Annotated in this window: 18 protein-coding genes; 2 read left to right on the top strand and 16 right to left on the bottom strand. The window is 69.9% G+C overall.

The window, feature by feature from the left end; translation table 11 throughout:
* Nucleotides 1-92 precede the first annotated feature (92 nt).
* The 9 genes from ACRYRV_RS12320 to ACRYRV_RS12280 all read right to left on the bottom strand — a co-directional run bounded on the left by ACRYRV_RS12320 (nucleotide 93) and on the right by ACRYRV_RS12280 (nucleotide 7,662).
* A complete protein-coding gene (locus ACRYRV_RS12320) occupies nucleotides 93-1,328 on the bottom strand; it encodes a DUF945 family protein (RefSeq protein WP_309635434.1) in 1,236 nt (411 codons plus the stop codon).
* 73 nt (nucleotides 1,329-1,401) lie between these two features.
* Nucleotides 1,402-1,875 carry a phosphatidylglycerophosphatase A family protein gene (locus tag ACRYRV_RS12315; protein WP_309635433.1) on the bottom strand — a complete coding sequence of 158 codons (474 nt, stop codon included), beginning with the start codon at nucleotides 1,873-1,875 and terminating at the stop codon, nucleotides 1,402-1,404.
* A complete protein-coding gene (gene thiL, locus ACRYRV_RS12310) occupies nucleotides 1,872-2,885 on the bottom strand; it encodes a thiamine-phosphate kinase (RefSeq protein WP_444984967.1) in 1,014 nt (337 codons plus the stop codon). The genes ACRYRV_RS12315 and thiL overlap by 4 nt, the downstream gene beginning before the upstream one ends.
* 13 nt (nucleotides 2,886-2,898) lie before the next feature.
* Nucleotides 2,899-3,402, bottom strand: coding sequence for a transcription antitermination factor NusB (gene nusB, locus ACRYRV_RS12305; protein ID WP_309635431.1), 504 nt, complete (start codon nucleotides 3,400-3,402; stop codon nucleotides 2,899-2,901).
* Nucleotides 3,399-3,893: a 6,7-dimethyl-8-ribityllumazine synthase gene (gene ribH, locus ACRYRV_RS12300; protein ID WP_253444484.1), complete on the bottom strand. Its 495-nt coding sequence runs from the start codon at nucleotides 3,891-3,893 to the stop codon at nucleotides 3,399-3,401. The genes nusB and ribH overlap by 4 nt, the downstream gene beginning before the upstream one ends.
* A gap of 93 nt (nucleotides 3,894-3,986) precedes the next feature.
* A complete protein-coding gene (gene ribBA / locus ACRYRV_RS12295) occupies nucleotides 3,987-5,171 on the bottom strand; it encodes a bifunctional 3,4-dihydroxy-2-butanone-4-phosphate synthase/GTP cyclohydrolase II (protein WP_309635430.1) in 1,185 nt (394 codons plus the stop codon).
* Nucleotides 5,172-5,396: 225 nt separating this feature from the next.
* Nucleotides 5,397-6,542: a bifunctional diaminohydroxyphosphoribosylaminopyrimidine deaminase/5-amino-6-(5-phosphoribosylamino)uracil reductase RibD gene (gene ribD, locus ACRYRV_RS12290; protein ID WP_444984968.1), complete on the bottom strand. Its 1,146-nt coding sequence runs from the start codon at nucleotides 6,540-6,542 to the stop codon at nucleotides 5,397-5,399.
* A gap of 51 nt (nucleotides 6,543-6,593) precedes the next feature.
* Nucleotides 6,594-7,076: a transcriptional regulator NrdR gene (gene nrdR, locus ACRYRV_RS12285; protein WP_299316143.1), complete on the bottom strand. Its 483-nt coding sequence runs from the start codon at nucleotides 7,074-7,076 to the stop codon at nucleotides 6,594-6,596.
* A gap of 76 nt (nucleotides 7,077-7,152) precedes the next feature.
* A complete protein-coding gene (locus ACRYRV_RS12280) occupies nucleotides 7,153-7,662 on the bottom strand; it encodes a copper chaperone PCu(A)C (RefSeq protein ID WP_444984969.1) in 510 nt (169 codons plus the stop codon).
* Nucleotides 7,663-7,847: 185 nt separating this feature from the next.
* Between ACRYRV_RS12280 and ACRYRV_RS12275 the strand changes: the two genes are divergently transcribed.
* The gene (locus ACRYRV_RS12275) at nucleotides 7,848-8,669 is read left to right on the top strand and encodes a prolipoprotein diacylglyceryl transferase family protein (RefSeq protein ID WP_444984970.1); all 822 of its coding nucleotides are present in this window, start codon (nucleotides 7,848-7,850) and stop codon (nucleotides 8,667-8,669) included.
* Nucleotides 8,670-8,718: 49 nt separating this feature from the next.
* Nucleotides 8,719-9,477, top strand: a complete 759-nt coding sequence (dsbG, locus tag ACRYRV_RS12270; RefSeq protein WP_253444501.1) for a thiol:disulfide interchange protein DsbG — start codon at nucleotides 8,719-8,721, stop codon at nucleotides 9,475-9,477.
* A gap of 92 nt (nucleotides 9,478-9,569) precedes the next feature.
* On the opposite strand, the gene ACRYRV_RS12265 is transcribed toward dsbG, so the two are convergent.
* The 7 genes from ACRYRV_RS12265 to ACRYRV_RS12235 form a co-directional block, all read right to left on the bottom strand.
* The gene (locus ACRYRV_RS12265; RefSeq protein WP_444984971.1) at nucleotides 9,570-10,622 is read right to left on the bottom strand and encodes a c-type cytochrome; all 1,053 of its coding nucleotides are present in this window, start codon (nucleotides 10,620-10,622) and stop codon (nucleotides 9,570-9,572) included.
* Nucleotides 10,623-10,635: 13 nt separating this feature from the next.
* On the bottom strand, nucleotides 10,636-11,307 hold the full coding sequence (locus ACRYRV_RS12260) for a c-type cytochrome (RefSeq protein WP_444984972.1): 672 nt from the start codon (nucleotides 11,305-11,307) through the stop codon (nucleotides 10,636-10,638).
* A gap of 40 nt (nucleotides 11,308-11,347) precedes the next feature.
* Nucleotides 11,348-12,664, bottom strand: a complete 1,317-nt coding sequence (locus ACRYRV_RS12255) for an ATP-binding protein (protein WP_444984973.1) — start codon at nucleotides 12,662-12,664, stop codon at nucleotides 11,348-11,350.
* Complete coding sequence (locus tag ACRYRV_RS12250) at nucleotides 12,661-13,356, bottom strand: response regulator (protein ID WP_444984974.1); 696 nt, start codon at nucleotides 13,354-13,356, stop codon at nucleotides 12,661-12,663. The genes ACRYRV_RS12255 and ACRYRV_RS12250 overlap by 4 nt, the downstream gene beginning before the upstream one ends.
* A 196-nt stretch (nucleotides 13,357-13,552) precedes the next feature.
* Nucleotides 13,553-13,981 (bottom strand): DUF6691 family protein, encoded by a 429-nt coding sequence (locus ACRYRV_RS12245; RefSeq protein ID WP_253444516.1) that lies wholly within the window; start codon nucleotides 13,979-13,981, stop codon nucleotides 13,553-13,555.
* Complete coding sequence (locus ACRYRV_RS12240; protein ID WP_444984975.1) at nucleotides 13,978-14,439, bottom strand: YeeE/YedE family protein; 462 nt, start codon at nucleotides 14,437-14,439, stop codon at nucleotides 13,978-13,980. The genes ACRYRV_RS12245 and ACRYRV_RS12240 overlap by 4 nt, the downstream gene beginning before the upstream one ends.
* Nucleotides 14,440-14,483: 44 nt before the next feature.
* Complete coding sequence (locus ACRYRV_RS12235; protein WP_444984976.1) at nucleotides 14,484-16,238, bottom strand: SulP family inorganic anion transporter; 1,755 nt, start codon at nucleotides 16,236-16,238, stop codon at nucleotides 14,484-14,486.
* Nucleotide 16,239: the final 1 nt, after the last annotated feature.

The raw sequence follows: 16,239 nt of genomic DNA, 5'->3' as shown, positions 1-16,239 counted from the left end.
GGGGTCTCATCCTGATCCTGTGATGGTTCATGCCGTTGGGTTCAGGAATGCGGGCGATGGGGGACAACTTCAAGTCGGCGGGCCTTCGCGTCTCAGCGCCAGAGCGGTGGCAGCGGCCGGCCGTTGACGCGAACCCGGCCACGAATCACGTCGATCTCCAGATCACGGGTACTGAGCGGCAGCCCCAGCCAGAGCGCCACCACGGTGGGCACCTCGTGCCAGATGAAGTCGCCGTCGAGGCGATTCAGCCAGAGCGCCCGCTCGGCCTCGTCGTCCAGGCGCGAGGGGCTCAGCTCCTCGAGCCGGCGCGGGTCGAAGAAGAGAGCCCCATCCCCTCGAACGGTCAATCCCAGCATGGGGCTCTCCAGGTCCACCTCGACCACATCCAGGCGCGGGGAGTCGACCAGGATGCCCAACAGCTCAGGCTCCAGCCGCTCCGTCAGCTCCCGGGGATCCAGCGTGCGGGCCTTGGCCGTCTCCCGGCGCAGCGCCGCCAGGGCCTCGCGCACCGCATCGGCGTTGATCCGCGAAAGCTCCATGGCGATGCGGCCGCTGAGCAGCACCTGCTCCGCCGCCAGCACCTCGCCCAGGGTCAGCTCGCTGTCGATGCGCAGCTCGCTGTCGTCGAGCTGCATGCGGCTGCGGTAGCTCAGTTCGCCGGACTCCAGGGCGAGGCCCGGCTGCTCCCAGGCAAGGGTGTCGATACGCAGCAGGTCGTGCTGGGTGAAGTGGTGGGCACCGCTGGTGTAGGCATAGCGGCTCTCCAGAGAGACCGGCCCCGACTCCAGAGTGGCCACCCCATCGGTGAGGCGCCAGGGCTGCAGCCGGGCACGCAGTCGCCAGTCGCCCTGCTGGCCGCCGAAGCTGAGCTGGCCGCCGCGAAAGTCCAGTTCTCGCTCTCCCTGGCTGATCAGGAAGGGCGCCAGCTGGACACTGCCCTCCAGGGTGCCACCCAGGGTCTGGTAGCGGGCATGCCAGCGAGGGGGGCTGGAAGGGAGACAGTCGCCGAACAGGCGGCGGTGGTGGGGGCCGGCGCTGGGGAGCACCTCCCCTTCGACCCGGGTGCTGAAGACCCCGTGGCGGGCCAGGTAGGAGAGCTCGAGCTGCCAGCCGTCGCCCAGCAGCGGTGAGACCTGGAGGCTGCCGGAGGAGGAGAGCCAGCCGCGCTCGATACCGCTGCGCTCCACCACCAGCTCGCCGCGAGCCTCCAGGTCGGCAAGGGCCCGAGCCAGTTCCCGCTCGAAGAGCAGCGAGGCCAGGTACTGGGCCAGCGCCCAGACGAGGGCCAGCACCACGGCGACCGGGACGATCAATCGTTCCTTGCGCATTGCTTCCCCCTTCCCTGGGCCGCCCCCTCCACGCCAAGGGCGGCGTTGCGTCGGACCCTCAGTGTAGCCGGAATCAGTGTAACCAGAACCAGAGGTGCATGACGCTCCAGGCGTAGATGCCCGCCATGACGTCATCGATCATGATGCCGAAGCCGCCGGCCACCCGACGGTCCGCCCAGCGGATCGGCCAGGGCTTGATGACGTCGAAGATGCGGAACAGCAGGAACCCCCAGAGCGCCGCCTCCCAGGAGAAGGGCACCGCCGCCATGGTAATCCAGTAGCCGACGAACTCGTCCCAGACGATGCCGGAGTGGTCGTGGACGCCGAGGTCCCGGGAGGTCTTCTCGCACAGCCACACCCCCCACACGAAGGCCACCACCACCACCGCCAGGTACCAGCCCAGGGGCAGCTCGGAGAGCAGCCAGTAGAAGGGAATGGCCGCCAGGGTCCCGAAGGTGCCCGGGGCCCAGGGCACCGCACCGCTGCCGAGGCCGAAGGCGAGGAAGTGGGTGGGGCGGTGCCAGACGCTGGGTGGAGCACGGTTCATGCATCATCTCCTGCACTGCCGGCGCCTGCCGAGTGGAAGTGCTGCCAGCCGCTCTCGCCAGAAAGGGCCACCCCGCGCAGGCCGGGCTCGGCCTCGAAGCGGCCGATCACCGTGAGCGGCAGGCCAAGGGCAGCGAGCCTCCCCCGGGCCTCGTCGAGGTGCTCGGCGGGCAGCGCCAGCAGCAGCTCGTAGTCGTCGCCGCCGCCCAGGGCAGCGCGGCGCGCGCCCGCCACTCCCAGCTCCGCCACCAGGCCCTCGGCCAGGGGCAGCGCCTCGGGGTCGAGCGAGGCACCGACAGCCGAACGCGCCAGCAGATGGCCAAGGTCGGCGCACAGGCCGTCGGAGATATCGATGGCGGCCGTGGCCAGCCCCGCCAGCGCCTCGCCGGCGGCGAGGCGCGGCTCGGGCCGCAGGTAGCGCGTCAGCAGCGGGTGGGCGAGATCCCGCTCGCCGCGCTGCCAGGCCGCCAGGCCGCCGGCACCACCGCCCAGGGCGCCGGTCACCGCGACCAGGTCTCCCGGCCGAGCGCCGTGGCGCGTGAGGGCCTGGCCCGGCACCACCTCCCCCATCACGGTGACGCCGATGGCGGTAGCCCCTCGGGTCACATCGCCGCCCGCCAGGACAGTGCCGCTCAGGTCACACAGGGCACGAAAGCCACGGGAGAAGCCATCGAGCCAGGCATCGTCGGCCTCGGCCAGGGTCAGCGCCATCAGGCACCAGCGCGGGCGAGCGCCCATGGCGGCCAGATCCGAGAGGCTGACCGCCAGCGCCCGATGCCCCACCGCCTCGGCGGGGGCATCGGCGGGATAGTGGACGCCAGCCACCGAGGTATCGACGCTGACGGCCAGCTGGCAGCCGGGCGTCGGGGTCAGCAGGGTACAGTCGTCACCGACTCCCAGTGCCACGCCGGCCTTGTGGTCGGGCGGCGCGGGAGTGAAGTAGCGCGCGATCAGCTCGAACTCGCTTTGCCGAGGCCGGCTGGGCGCTTGACTGGACGGTTGACTGGGCATCGGGGAGTCCCCTTCAGCGGCGGCGGGCCGCCACCTCGGCGTAGCGCAGGCGCCCGGCGAGCTTGTCGAGGATGCCGTTGACATACTTGTGGCCATCGGTGGCGCCGAAGGACTTGGCCAGCTCCACGCCCTCGTTGATCACTACCCGATAGGGCACCTCGAGACGGCGAGAGAGCTCATAGGCCCCCAGGCGCAGAATCGCCAGCTCGATGGGGTCGAGCTCCTCGAGGCGACGGTCGAGCAGCGGCGAGATGCTGGCGTCCAGGTCGGTCTTGAAACGCGCCACGTTGTGCAGCAGCTCATGGAAGAGCGCCAGGTCGGCGATCTCCATGACCCTGTGCCAGTTTTCGTGATCCTCGAGGTCGTCGTCGGCCACCTGGCTGCGGAACTCCGCCTCCACCGCGGTGATCGACTTGCCGGTCATCTGCCACTGGTAGAGGCCCTGAACGGCCAGTTCCCGGGCGGCACGACGCGCCAGCTGGGCCTTCGAGGGCTCTCGGGAGCGCTCGCGACTCATGCCTCGTCTCCCTCATCGTCGCCGAAGCAGCGCAGCAGCGAGACCATCTCCATGGCGGCCATGGCCGCCTCGGCGCCCTTGTTGCCGGCCTTGGTGCCGGAGCGCTCGATGGCCTGCTCGATGGAGTTGACGGTGAGCACGCCGTTGGCGATGGGCGTGTCGAACTCCAGCTGCAGGTTGCCCAGGGCCGCGTTGCAGCCGCCGGCCACGTACTCGAAGTGCGGGGTACCGCCGCGAATCACCGCCCCCAGGGCGATCACCGCGTCGGGGCGGGCCACCTTGAGCACCTGCTTGACCGCCAGGGGCAGCTCCCAGGCGCCCGGCACGTGGACGATATCGATGCTCTCGCTGGCCACGCCGTGGCGCACCAGGCTATCTACCGCCCCCTCGACGAGGCTATCAACCACGTGATGGTTGAAACGGCCCACCACGATCACATAGCGGCCGTCCACGTCGATGAAGCTGCCTTCCACTTGAGAAATGGGTTGCATGTCGCTGTTCCTGAAAGTCGTTCCTGAAAACCTGCCTGATAAGAACCGGCGGGCGCCGTTCGCCATGCGCCCGCCGCAAGGGTCGAGGCGGCGTCAGTCGCCGCTGGCCTCGGCGCCGCCGGCGCCACCATGAGAGGCCTCGATGTCTTCCGGGCTCAGCCGTTCCACCACCTCGAGATCGAAGCCGGAGAGCGCCGAGAACTTCCAGGGTGAGCTGAGCAGGCGCATCTTGCCCACGCCGAGATGGCGCAGGATCTGGGAACCGGTGCCGATGGTCAGGTAGTTGCCGGCCCCGTCCGAGGCGCTGGTGCGCGGGGCGCGCCGGCGCTCCAGGAAGGTGTCCAGGTAGTCGCGCAGGTCCTGGCGCGGGCGGCCATCGTCGAGCAGGACGAAGACGCCATGCTCGGCCCGGGCCACCTCGGCAATGGCCTGATGGGAGGGCCACTGGGCGCTCTCCCCCTTCTGCAGGCAGAGCAGGTCACGCATGGCGTCGGCCAGGTGCACCCGCACCGTGGTCGCGGTCTCTGGGCTGGGGCGCCCCTTGACCAGCGCCAGATGGTGGGCGCCCTGGATGCTGTCGCGGAAGACGTGCAGGGTCAGCTCGCCGAAGCCGGTCCGCACCGGCATGGCCTCCACGTGCTCCACGGTGTGCTCGTTGTGGATGCGATAGTGGATCAGGTCCGCGATGGTGCCCATCTTGAGGCCGTGCTCGGCGGCGAAGCGCTCGAGCTCCGGGCGGCGCGCCATGCTACCGTCGTCGTTCATGATCTCGCAGATCACGCCGCTGGGGTCGAGGCCGGCCAAGGCAGCGAGGTCGCAGGCCGCCTCGGTGTGGCCGGCGCGGCGCAGCACGCCGCCGGGCTCGGCCATCAGCGGGAAGATATGGCCGGGCTGAACGATATCCTCGGCCCTGGCGTCCCGGGCCACCGCGGCCTGCACGGTGCGGGCGCGATCGGCAGCGGAGATGCCGGTGGTCACCCCTTCGGCGGCCTCGATGGAGAGAGTGAACTTGGTGCCGAAGCCCGAGCCGTTGTCGCTGACCATCAGCGGCAGCTGCAGGCGCTGGCAGCGCTCGCGGGTCATCGGCAGGCAGATCAGCCCCCGGGCGTGGCGCGCCATGAAGTTGATATGCTCGGCCTGCACCCTCTCGGCGGCCATGATGATGTCGCCTTCGTTCTCGCGATCCTCGTCGTCCATGAGGATCACCATCTTGCCCTGGCGGATATCCTCGATCAGCTCCTCGATGGGAGCCAGGCCGCCGGCAGTTGAGTTCGCCATGAGATCTCCAGAAATTCAGCGTGGCGCTGTCACCCTGCGCCGACACTGATGTCGTCCGCAGGCGTCTAGGCGCCTCGAAACGGCGTCAGAGTACCTTGGCGCGGCGTCGGGCGCCAGTAAAGAGCCTTGGCGCGGCGTCGGGCGCCAGTAAAGAGCCGTGGCGCGGCGTCGGGCGCCAGTAAAGAGCCGTGGCGCGGCGTCGGGCGCCAGTAAAGAGCCCCTCCCTTATCGCGCGGGCAGCGTGCGGCGCTCGGGCCGGGCGGTGATGCGCCAGTCGCGGCCCAGGGCGCGAATGTCGAGAATCTCGAGGCCGCGCTGCTGGGCCATGGTCTCGATGCCGGCGAGCTGAAACAGCGGCCGGGCCTCGCCACCGAGCAGGGTCGGCGCCACGAAGAGCTGCATCTCGTCCACCAGGCCGGCGTCGAGCATGGCCCCGGCGAGGGTCGCACCGGTCTCCAGCAGCACCTCGTTGGCCTGCTCCACGTCGGCCAGGTAGCGCAGCAGGGCGTGCAGGTCGACGCGGCCACCGGCATCGGCGGAAAAGGCCACTACCTCGGCGCCGGCGGCCTCCAGGCGGGCGCGCCGCTCGGGCTCATGTCCCTCGACGGTAGCCACCAGGGTACGGCCGGGCTCGGTAAGGCAGGCGGCGGCCTCGGGCAGGCGCAGCCGGGTATCCACCACCACCCGCAGCGGCTGGCGACCGGGAATCAGCTCGACGCCCTCGAGCTCGGCCTGCTCCGGGCGCACGGTGAGCCGGGAGTTATCGAAGATCACCGAGTCCACCCCGGTCAGCACCACGCTGGAGCGAGCGCGCAGCCGCTGCACCTCCCGGCGGGCCTCGGGACCGGTGATCCACTGGGACTCACCGGAGCGCATGGCGGTGCGCCCGTCGAGGCTCATGGCCATCTTGAGGCGCACCAAGGGGCGCCCGTGGTCCATACGCATGATAAAGCCGGGGTTGACCGACCGGGCCTGCTCCTCGAGCACGCCCACCTCCACCTCGATGCCGGCCTGGCGCAGCAGGGCAATGCCGCGGCCGGCCACCGCCGGATTGGGGTCGGCCATGGCGATCACCACCTTCGCCACCCCGGCCTCGATCAGCGCCAGGGCACAGGGGCCGGTGCGGCCGTGGTGGGAGCAGGGCTCCAGGGTCACGTAGGCGGTGGCGCCCCGGGCAGCCGGACCGGCGGCGCGCAGGGCATGGACTTCGGCGTGGGGCTCGCCGGCACGCTCATGGAAGCCCTCGCCGACCAGCCGCTCGTTCTTGACCAGCACGCAGCCGACGCGGGGGTTGGGATCGGTGGTATAGAGGCCACGACGGGCCAGCTCCAGGGCCCGGGCCATCCAGGCTTCGGGGGGCGTTACGGCCATGGGAGTCCTTGCCTTGGGGAGAAATGGAAGAAGCCGAACCAGGAGCGACGCCTAGCCCCGCGGTTCGTCGGGGCGCTGGTCGGGCTCCTGAGCCAGGCGATCGATCTCGGCGCGGAACTCGTCGAGATCCTGGAAGCGGCGATAGACCGAGGCGAAGCGGATGTAGGCGACCTGGTCGAGGCGCTTCAGGGCCTGCATGACCTCCTCGCCGATGACCCGAGCGTGAATCTCCCGCTCGCCCCGGGCGCGCAGGGTCTGACGAATCCGCTGTACCGAAGCCTCGATGGCCTCGGCACTGACGGGCCGCTTCTCCAGGGCGCGCAGCATGCCGGCGCGCAGCTTCTGCTCGTCGAAGGACTCGCGGGAGCCATCGCCCTTGATGACGCGAGGCATCACCAGTTCGGCGGTCTCGTAGGTGGTGAATCGCTCGCCGCAGGCCACGCACTGGCGGCGGCGCCTCACCTGGTCGCCTTCGGCGACCAGCCGCGAGTCGGTCACCTTGGTGTCATGGGTTCCGCAGAAGGGGCAGTGCATGGCTGGGTTCCGGGCCGGCTAACGAGGATCGTTGACGCATTGTAACCACTGCGGCCTCCGGCGCCCAGCGTGACGCTCAGTGGTGGTGATGCCCGCCATGGCCGTGGTCGCTAACGCCCATCACCTCGATGCGCTTGACGGGAGCGCTGAAGGTGAGGGTCTCGTCGCTCTCCAGCACCAGGGTGATCTCCACCTCCTCGCCCTCCTCGAGGGGCGCCACCAGGTCGATCAGCATCAGATGCAGGCCCCCCGGGGCCAGCTCGGTGCTGCCGCCGGCGGGCACGGCGATCTCCGGCACTTGTCGCATCTGCATGACGCCATCGACGTCCACATGGTTGTGCAGCTCGGTGACCTCGGCCGCCGGCGAGCTGGCATCGACCACGGCCAGGTCGCGCTCGCCCGGGTTGTGCAGCACCATGAAGGCCGCCGTGGTGGTGGAGACCGGCGGCACGGCACGCACCAGGGCCTCCTCGATCTGCAGGAGGTCGGTGCGCGCTGGCGCCCCCGCCAGGGCCACCTGGCCGGCCAGGGTCAAGGCGAGGCCGACGAGGCCGGCCGTGAAGGGGTGCGAGAGGGGACGGGGCATGACGAGAACTCCTGAGCAGAGAATGGAACGCTAGCAGGGTAGCCCAAGACCGGGCGGAGCGACGCGCTTGCGACATAACGCCCCAGGACGGCGCCTCCCTGTGCGCGATAATACCCCGCTAATCCCTGGCTGCCACTCTCGCACGGGCTCTACCGCCACCGGCCACCCTGACACGGAGCGCTTTCATGCACGGACTCAATCAGAGCATCGCCATCGGCCCGCTCGGCCTCTCCATCGGCCAGCTGCTGCTGGTGCTGGCCTTCTCCATCGCCCTGCTGGCCGGCGCCCTGATCGGCCGGCGCCACCGCACCCCCACCGCCGACACCCTCTTCAGCCTGCTGTTCGTGGCGCTGATCGGTGCCCGCCTGCTCTTCGTGGCGCGCTACTGGGGCAGCTATGACGGCGCACTCGCCATGCTGGACATTCGCGATGGCGGCTTCGACCCCCTCGGCGGCCTGATCGCGGGCGTCGGCTACGCCCTGTGGCGACTCTGGAAGGCGCCGCAGCAGCGCGCCGCCCTGGCTGGCGCCCTGCTGGCCGGCGCCTTCACCTGGGGACTCACCGCCGGCCCCCTGCTGCTGCTGGAGAGCCAGAGCCGCCCCATGCCGAATACGGCGCTTGCCACCCTGGAGGGCGAGCCCATCGACCTGCCGAGCCTGGCCGAACGCGAGGCCAAGCCCATGGTGGTCAACCTCTGGGCCACCTGGTGCCCCCCCTGCCGCCGCGAGATGCCGGTCTTCGAGCAGGCCCAGCAGGAGGAGACGGACATCACCTTCGTCTTCGTCAACCAGGGCGAGGATGTCTCCCTGGTGAACCGTTTCCTCGACCATGAGTCCCTGACCCTGGAGAACGTGCTGCTCGACGCCCGCAACGCCCTGGGCGATGCTACCGGCGCCATGGCGATGCCGACCACCCTCTACTACGACGCCGAGGGCCGCCTGGTGGATACCCACTTCGGCGAGCTCTCCCGCGCCACCCTCAACCGCGGGCTTGAGCGCCTGCGCTGAGCGGCAGCCCTGCCGACACCTTACGACCGACTGCGAGAGATACGCCCCGATGACACCGCACCTCCTGCTTCCCGCCGGCGCCCTGGCGCTGGCCCTCATTGCCCCGGCTCAGGCCGACGACCGCTGGCCGGCACCGGTCCAGGCCCTCAGCGACCAGGGGCTGCAGATCCACGCCGAGTTCGAGGCCCCGGGCGGGCTCACCGGCTACGCCGCCAGCTACGCCACCGGCGAGGTGGCCATCTACCTGACGCCGGACGGCGAGCATGCCATCGTCGGCACCCTGGTGGACGCCGAGGGCAACGACCTCTCCGATGCGGCCCTGGACGAGCACGTGCGCGCCGCCCAGTTCGCCGAGGTGTGGGAGCGGCTGGAGCAGAGTCACTGGATCCTCGACGGCGACGCCGAGGCGCCGCGGGTGGTCTACACCTTCACCGACGCCAACTGCCCCTACTGCCGCCAGTTCTGGGAGGAGGCCCGCCCCTGGGTGGAAGCCGGCGAGGTGCAGCTGCGCCATATCATGATCGGCATCCTCGCCTCCAACAGCCCCGCCAAGGCGGCCACCCTGCTGGGCGCCGACGACCCGGCGGCGGCCCTGCACGCCCACAGCAGCAGCGGAGAGGAGATCGCCGCGGCGGCACAGCCCCGGGAGATCGAGGAGCAGGTCTACGCCAACAACCAGCTCTTCGACGAGCTGGGCCTGATGGCCACGCCCACCACCCTCTATCGGGACGGTGAGCGGGTCGACCGCGCCCAGGGCGTGCCGAACGCGGAGCGCATGGTCGAGATCATGGGCGGCGAGGCGCCCTGACCGCCACCCGACAGGCAACGAAAAAACGCCCCGCCCGGCTTAACTGACCGGGCGGGGCGTTTTAGCCTGGGCGCGCAATAAGCGGGGCCCTGTTACTCCTCCATCTGGGCCTTCAGCTCCTCGAAGCGCGGCACGCCGATGTTCCACGGCTTGATGTCGTCGCCCTTCTCGCCCCAGTTGGCGTGATCGGCGAGGATCTCGCCGTTGGGTCCCTCCTGACCATAGAGCGAGTGACGGTGGAAGCTGGGGCCGAAGCGCTCCAGGGTCTCGGCCACGTCGCCGGTATAGCGTGGATCCTGGGGACGCTCCTGGTTGCTCATGTAGTAGGCGATGTCCCAGGCCTCCTGATCGGAGAGCGACAGCGGCTGACCCAGCGGCATGTTGTTTTTGATGAACCCGGCTGCCGTGTGAACCCGCGCGATGCCGGCACCCCAGTTGTTGGAGCCGTCCCCCCAGGGCGCCGGGAAGACATACTCGCCGTCCTGGTAGAGGCCTGAGCCGTCCTCGCTGTGGCAGATGGCGCAGTTCTCCACGTAGAGCGCCTCGCCATTCTCGTAGCTCAGCTCGTCGGGACGATCCGGCGCCGGGAAGCCGCGGCCGTAGATCGGCTGGTCGGGGTACATGGGCGCGCCCTTGGCCAGCCACTGATGGTAGGCGGTGAGCGCCAGCATGTCGTCGCTGCCATACTCCGGCGGCACGCCGTTCATGGAGTAGGCGAAGCAGCCGGCGATGCGCTCCTCCAGATTGTTGACGTGATCATTCTTGCCGCGGTAGTTGGGCAGGGTCACCGCGGCGGCCCACACCGGGGCGCTGAAGGGCTGACGGCCCTCGCCGAGGTGGCAGCTGGAGCAGTTCATGTCGTTGAAGACGTTCTCGCCGCGCAGCTGCTGGGTGTCGGTAAAGAGGTCATAGCCGCGACGGATGACCGCCTTGGTCTCCGGATGCAGGTCGGAGGCCTCGAGATCCGCCATGGTGGGCGGAATATGGACCAGCTCGCCCTCCTGGGGGGCCGGATAGCCCAACTCCACCAGGGTCTGTACCGCGGACGGAAGGGACTCGGCGGCGGCCAGGCCGATGCCGGCCAGCGCGGTGGCGCCGGCCACGGCCAGGGTGGTCCTGCCCAGGTTTGTCCTGAAATGGTTCATGTTCTGCTCCCCCTTATTCGGACGCCACGGACTGGCTGGCCAGCCAGGCGGATACGGCGCGAATGTCCTCGTCGCTCATGCGCTTGGCCACGGCCCCCATCAGGTTCTGGGGATCATTGCTGCGCTCGTCGGCCTGCCAGGCCCGCAGCTGGCTCTCGATATAGCCGGCGTGCTGGCTGGCGATACCCGGGAAGTCACTGCCGGCGCCTTCATTGCGGGGGCCGTGACAGCTCTTGCAGGAGACGATGTAGTTGTCCCAGTCGCCGCGCAGGGCCAGCTGCTCGCCGCGGGCCAGCAGCTCATCCTCGACGTCGCCGCCCTGGGCCTCGGTCACCGGCATCTGGCTGTAGTAGACCGCCACGTCGGCGATCTGCTGATCGTCGAGCATGTTGGCGAAGGGCAGCATGCTGGCGTTCTGGCGACGCCCCTCCTTGAAGTCGTGCAGCTGCTTGGCGATATAGTCGGCGTTCATGCCCGCCAGGCGCGGCCAGGACTCGCCGCCGGGCACGTTCATGCCGCTGCCGTCGGCCTGGTGGCAGGCCATGCAGACCCCCGCCGCCGCCTGGCCGCGCTCGGCGTCGCCTTCCAGCGCCACGGCCTGACCGGCGGCCAGGCCGATGCCCAGCAGCAGGCCGAGCCCGCCCGTGATTCTCTTGCTGGTCCCCATGCTCCTCTGGTAGGACATAGCGGTTCCCCTCATCTTGTCATCGGCCCCTTGCGGGGGGTTATCGACCCGTCGTGACCGGAAAGGTCAGGCGGGCTTCCAGTCCGTCTCCCTCGGGACGGACATACGCCAGTCGGCCAGCGAAGCGCTCGGCGATGGCCACCACGATGGCCAGCCCCAGCCCGCTGCCCTGCTGCTTGCTGGCCCGCCAGAAGCGGCGGGACATCTGTTCGAGCGCCTTCTCGTCGACGCCGGGACCGCGGTCGCGCACTCGGAAGGTGAACTCGCCGGCGGCGCTGTCCAGCTCCCCCTGCAGGGTGACCAGCGAAGCGCCACCGTGACGCAGGGCGTTGTCCACCAGGTTGCGCAGGGCGGTCACCGCCAGCTCACGGGGCAGCGCCAGCTCCGCCTCCGGCCAGCCCTCGGGCAGCTCGAAGCGCTGCGGGTCGGCGCCGGTATCGCGCAGCGCCAGCTCCACCACATCGGCCACCCGGGTGCGCTCGCCATCCTCGAAGGCCACCCGCCCCTCGACCCGGGCCAGCATCAGCAGCTGGTCGAGGATTCGTGACAGGCGCCCCACCCCCTCCTCGGCATGGGCCAGGGACCGGCGGGCCGCCTCCCCCTCCACCCGGCCGGCCACCTGCAGGTGGGTCTTGATGGCGGTGAGCGGGGTCTTGAGCTCATGGGCGGCATCGTTGGTGAAGCGCTGCTCCCGAACGATGGCCTGCTGGATCCGCGCCAGCAGGCCGTTGAGCGTCTCGATCAGCGGCTTGATCTCCATCGGCACCCCGTAGGTCGCCACCGGGGCCAGGGCATCCGGATGGCGCCGCGCCAGGGACTGACGCAGCCGGGAGAGCGGCGCCAGGCCGCGCACCACGCCCAGCCAGAGCGCCGCCATGCTGCCCAGCAGCGCCACGGCGAAGGGCACCACCGCCACCTTGAAGACGTCGGCCAGCAGCTGGTCGCGCTCATCCATGCGGTCGGCGGTGGTGATGGTCAGCCCACCCCGCTCATAGGTGAAGACCCGCCAGGTCACCCCGCCCTCCTCGCGAAAGGCGTGGCCACGCTCCCCCGGGGCCAGGATGGTCTCCAGGTCGGTATGGGTGCGGGCCATGATCTCGCCCCGGGGCGAGTGCACCTGGCAGGCCAGCCCCTCGATGGGCGGAATCGACAGCGCCCGGCGATCCGCCTCGAGCCACACCTCCTCGGGGAGCTGGGCCATCAGCCCGGCCACCATCCGCGCCGACTGGGCCAGGCGCTGGTCCAGGGTGGCCACGAACTGCTCCTCGAGGTCGCGCATCAGCCAGGCCGCCGCCAGCCCCCACAGCAGGGCGAGCGTCAGCCCCAGGGTCAGCAGCAGTCGGGTGCGCAGACTCATGAGCTGCCCCCCTCCCCCGGCGGCGCTGCCGCCGAGGGTTTGCCCAGCCGATAGCCCAGCCCCCGCACCGTCTCGATCACCTGGCTGCCGAGCTTGCGGCGCAGGTGGTGGATGTGGACGTTGAGGGCGTTGCTCTCCACCTCGTCGTTCATCCCGTAGAGGCTGTCCTTGAGCTGGTCGGCGGAGAGCACGCTGCGGGGCGACTGCAGGAAGGTCTCCAGCAGCACCAGCTCGCGACGCGACAGCGCGACCGGCCGTCCGTCCAGGGTGACCTCCCGGGCCACCGGGTCGAGGCAGAGGGCGCCATGCTCGATCAGCGATCGCGAGCGGCCCGCGGCCCGGCGCAGCAGCGCCTGCAGCCGCGCCACCAGCTCATCGAGATCGAAGGGCTTGATCAGGTAGTCGTCCGCTCCACCCTGCAGGCCCGACACGCGGTCCTGCACGCTGTCCCGGGCGGTCAGTACCAGCACCGGTGTGGTCACGCCGGCGGCACGCCACTCCTCGAGCAGGTCGAGGCCATCGCCATCGGGCAGGCCACGGTCGAGAATCACCACGTCGCTGGCCACCGCCTCGAGGGCGCTACGCGCCTCGGCCACGGTCATCACGTGGTCGACCACGAAGTCGTGTACGGTCAGGCCGGCCTGGATCCCGGAGGCTACCAGGGCGTCATCCTCGATCAGCAGTACGTGCATGAGATGGAATCCTCGTCTTGGGGCGCATCGTGGCACCCGTGAATTAAGCAGGTGTTAACCTACGACCAGAGTACAAGCCCCCCGGCGAGCCTCTTGCCTCAGGTCATGGTATCCGGCACAAACGCAAGCGTCCCCACCGTTTCCACGGCGGGGACGCTTGGGGGGCGGACCGTGATGGCCCGCGCTCAGGGAAGGCTTACCCTCTGGCGGGTATTGCCCTGGCCAGGAACCAGCCGGCAACCATCGCCACCAGCATGGCGGCCAGCGGTGCGGTCAGCCCGCCGATGGAGGCCAGGGCCGGACCCGGGCAGTAGCCGGAGAGCCCCCAGCCGATGCCGAACAGGGCGGCACCGCCGATCAGGCGGCCATCGAGATCCTGGCGGGTAGGGAGCTGGAAGGCCTCGCCATAGACCGGGGCCGTGCGCTTGAAGGCGAGGCGGTAGCCGATGAAGTTGGTGACCACGGCCCCGCCAAGCACGAACATCAGGGTCGGGTCCCAGGCGCCGAAGAGGTCCAGGAAGCCCAGCACCCGGGCCGGATCGGTCATGCCGGAGACGCCGACCCCCAGGCCGAACAGCAGGCCGGCGATATAGCCCATCACTGGTTTCAAGGTCGAGGCCTTCATGCGCCACCTCCGATCAGATGCCGAACCACATAGACGGTAATGATCGCCGCCACCAGAAAGGTCAGGGTCGCCACCAGGGAGCGCGGCGACAGCCTCGAGAGACCGCAGACGCCGTGACCGCTGGTGCAGCCGCTGCCGATGCCGGTGCCCACGCCCACCAGCAGGCCGGCAACGAGCATGACCGCCACACCGCCGGCGGGGGCGCCGATCACCTCGCCGGGAGCACCGGCAACGTTGCCCAGCCCCCCGCCGAGCAGCATCAGCAGGATGGGGCCGCTGATCAGTCCCAGCAGGAAGGCGAGCCGCCAGGCGCTGTCGCCCTTGGGTCGAGCGGTGACAAGGCTGCCGACGATGCCGCTGATGCCGGCGATGCGGCCCAGGGTGGCCATCAGCCAGGTGGCGGACAGGCCGATCAGGATACCGCCGGCCAGCCCAGACAGGGATGCGCTCCAGTCCACGTTTTTCTTGCTCCTTTGCGTTCAGGGTTGTTGATCAGGGACCTTCAGGTGGCCCGCAGGGCGCCACAGGGCCGGGACAGCGGGGCCTCGCTCTCGCCGCGCAGCTCTCGCCAGGCGTCATAGGTGCTCAGGTAGACCTTGCCGGTCATCTCGTGACAGAACTCGGTGTGCTCCAGTCGGTCCATCACCGGGCCCTTGACCTCGGCCAGGTGCAGGCAGACGCCGGAGTCCCTGAGCCGGGCGTTGATCGCCTCCAGGCTCTCCAGCGCCGAGGCGTCGATGACGTTGACCGCCTGGCAGGCCAGCACGATGTGCTCGAGGCCGGGCTGACGCGTCGCCAGCGCCATCACGGTGTCCTCCAGGTAGCGGGCGTTGGCGAAGTAGAGGCTCTCGTCGACCCTCAGGATCACCAGCCGCTCATCGGTCTCCACCGCGTGGCGCTGGACGTTGCGAAAGTGCTCGGTGCCCGGTACCCGCCCCACCACGGCGCTATGCGGCCGGCTGGTGCGGTAGAGGTGCAGCGCCAGGGAGAGGCCGACACCGACCATGATACCGCTCTCGACGCCGTGCCCCAGGGTCACCACGATGGTCGCCAGCATGGCGGCGAAGTCGCTGCGGGAATAGGACCAGGTGCGCCGGATCGCCGCCAGGTCCACCAGGGAGAGCACCGCCACGATGATGGTCGCCGCCAGGGTGGCGATGGGCAGGTAGGCGATCAGGGGGGTGAGCAGCAGCGCCGCCGCCATGATACCGACGGCGGTGAAGGCACCGGCGGCCGGGGTCTCGGCGCCCGCATCGAAGTTCACCACCGAGCGCGAGAAACCGCCGGTCACCGGCATGCCGCCGGTGAAGGAGGCCGCGATATTGGAGGTGCCGAGCCCCACCAGCTCCTGGTCGGGGTCGATGCGCTGGCGCCGCTTGGCGGCCAGGGTCTGCCCCACCGACACCGACTCCACGAAGCCCACGATGCTGATCAGCAGCGCCGCCACGAAGAGCTGGCTCCAGAGCCCGCTGTCGAAGCCGGGCAGGGTCAGGGGCGGCAGGCCCGCGGGCACGCTGCCGACCACGGCCACGCCGCGCTCGTCGAGCCCGAGCCCCCAGGCGGCCAGGGTGGTCACCGCCACGGCTAGGATGGGCGCCGCCTTGGTGAGCATGTCCGCCGGCCGCCCCGGCACGCCCAGGCGCAGCAGCGACGGCTTGAGCCAGCGCCTCGCGGCATACAGAAAGGCCAGCACGCCGACGCCGATCAGCAGGGTCGGCAGGTTCACGCTGCCCAGGTTGGCCCCCAGGCTGAGCAACAGGTCCAGCAGGTTATGGCCGCTCGCCTCGACGCCGATCACATGCTTGAGCTGACTGGCCGCGATGATCAGGCCCGAAGCGGTAATAAAGCCGGAGATCACCGGATGGCTGAGGAAGTTGGCCAGAAAGCCGAGCCTGGCGATACCCATCAGCGTCAGGATCAGCCCCGACATCAGCGCCAGCACCAGGGCCGCCCCCAGGTACTCGGGGCTCCCCTGGGGAGCGATCTGGCCGACCGCGGCCGCCGTCATCAGCGACACCACCGCCACCGGCCCCACTGCCAGGGTGCGGCTGGTGCCGAAGACGGCATAGACCACCAGCGGCGCGATGCTGGCATAGAGGCCCACCTCGGGAGGCAGGCCGGCCAGCATGGCGTAGGCCAGCGACTGCGGGATCAGCATGATGGTGACGATCACCGCCGCCAGCAGGTCGCTGCCCAGGGTGGCCCGCCCATAGCCGGGCAGCCACTGCAGGATGGGCAGATAGCGCTTCGGGTTCATG

This window comes from Halomonas mongoliensis (genome assembly GCF_052496345.1).
The sequence above is the reverse complement of the archived record's forward strand: the minus strand, read 5'-3'. Positions and strand labels throughout refer to the sequence as shown.

What these genes read in the sequence shown, in the direction of transcription:
- ACRYRV_RS12320 (WP_309635434.1), bottom strand. Translation starts at nt 1,328, where the DNA reads ATGCGCAAGGAACGATTGATCGTCCCGGTCGCCGTGGTGCTGGCCCTC.
- ACRYRV_RS12315 (WP_309635433.1), bottom strand. Translation starts at nt 1,875, where the DNA reads ATGAACCGTGCTCCACCCAGCGTCTGGCACCGCCCCACCCACTTCCTC.
- thiL (WP_444984967.1), bottom strand. Translation starts at nt 2,885, where the DNA reads ATGCCCAGTCAACCGTCCAGTCAAGCGCCCAGCCGGCCTCGGCAAAGC.
- nusB (WP_309635431.1), bottom strand. Translation starts at nt 3,402, where the DNA reads ATGAGTCGCGAGCGCTCCCGAGAGCCCTCGAAGGCCCAGCTGGCGCGT.
- ribH (WP_253444484.1), bottom strand. Translation starts at nt 3,893, where the DNA reads ATGCAACCCATTTCTCAAGTGGAAGGCAGCTTCATCGACGTGGACGGC.
- ribBA (WP_309635430.1), bottom strand. Translation starts at nt 5,171, where the DNA reads ATGGCGAACTCAACTGCCGGCGGCCTGGCTCCCATCGAGGAGCTGATC.
- ribD (WP_444984968.1), bottom strand. Translation starts at nt 6,542, where the DNA reads ATGGCCGTAACGCCCCCCGAAGCCTGGATGGCCCGGGCCCTGGAGCTG.
- nrdR (WP_299316143.1), bottom strand. Translation starts at nt 7,076, where the DNA reads ATGCACTGCCCCTTCTGCGGAACCCATGACACCAAGGTGACCGACTCG.
- ACRYRV_RS12280 (WP_444984969.1), bottom strand. Translation starts at nt 7,662, where the DNA reads ATGCCCCGTCCCCTCTCGCACCCCTTCACGGCCGGCCTCGTCGGCCTC.
- ACRYRV_RS12275 (WP_444984970.1), top strand. Translation starts at nt 7,848, where the DNA reads ATGCACGGACTCAATCAGAGCATCGCCATCGGCCCGCTCGGCCTCTCC.
- dsbG (WP_253444501.1), top strand. Translation starts at nt 8,719, where the DNA reads ATGACACCGCACCTCCTGCTTCCCGCCGGCGCCCTGGCGCTGGCCCTC.
- ACRYRV_RS12265 (WP_444984971.1), bottom strand. Translation starts at nt 10,622, where the DNA reads ATGAACCATTTCAGGACAAACCTGGGCAGGACCACCCTGGCCGTGGCC.
- ACRYRV_RS12260 (WP_444984972.1), bottom strand. Translation starts at nt 11,307, where the DNA reads ATGTCCTACCAGAGGAGCATGGGGACCAGCAAGAGAATCACGGGCGGG.
- ACRYRV_RS12255 (WP_444984973.1), bottom strand. Translation starts at nt 12,664, where the DNA reads ATGAGTCTGCGCACCCGACTGCTGCTGACCCTGGGGCTGACGCTCGCC.
- ACRYRV_RS12250 (WP_444984974.1), bottom strand. Translation starts at nt 13,356, where the DNA reads ATGCACGTACTGCTGATCGAGGATGACGCCCTGGTAGCCTCCGGGATC.
- ACRYRV_RS12245 (WP_253444516.1), bottom strand. Translation starts at nt 13,981, where the DNA reads ATGAAGGCCTCGACCTTGAAACCAGTGATGGGCTATATCGCCGGCCTG.
- ACRYRV_RS12235 (WP_444984976.1), bottom strand. Translation starts at nt 16,238, where the DNA reads ATGAACCCGAAGCGCTATCTGCCCATCCTGCAGTGGCTGCCCGGCTAT.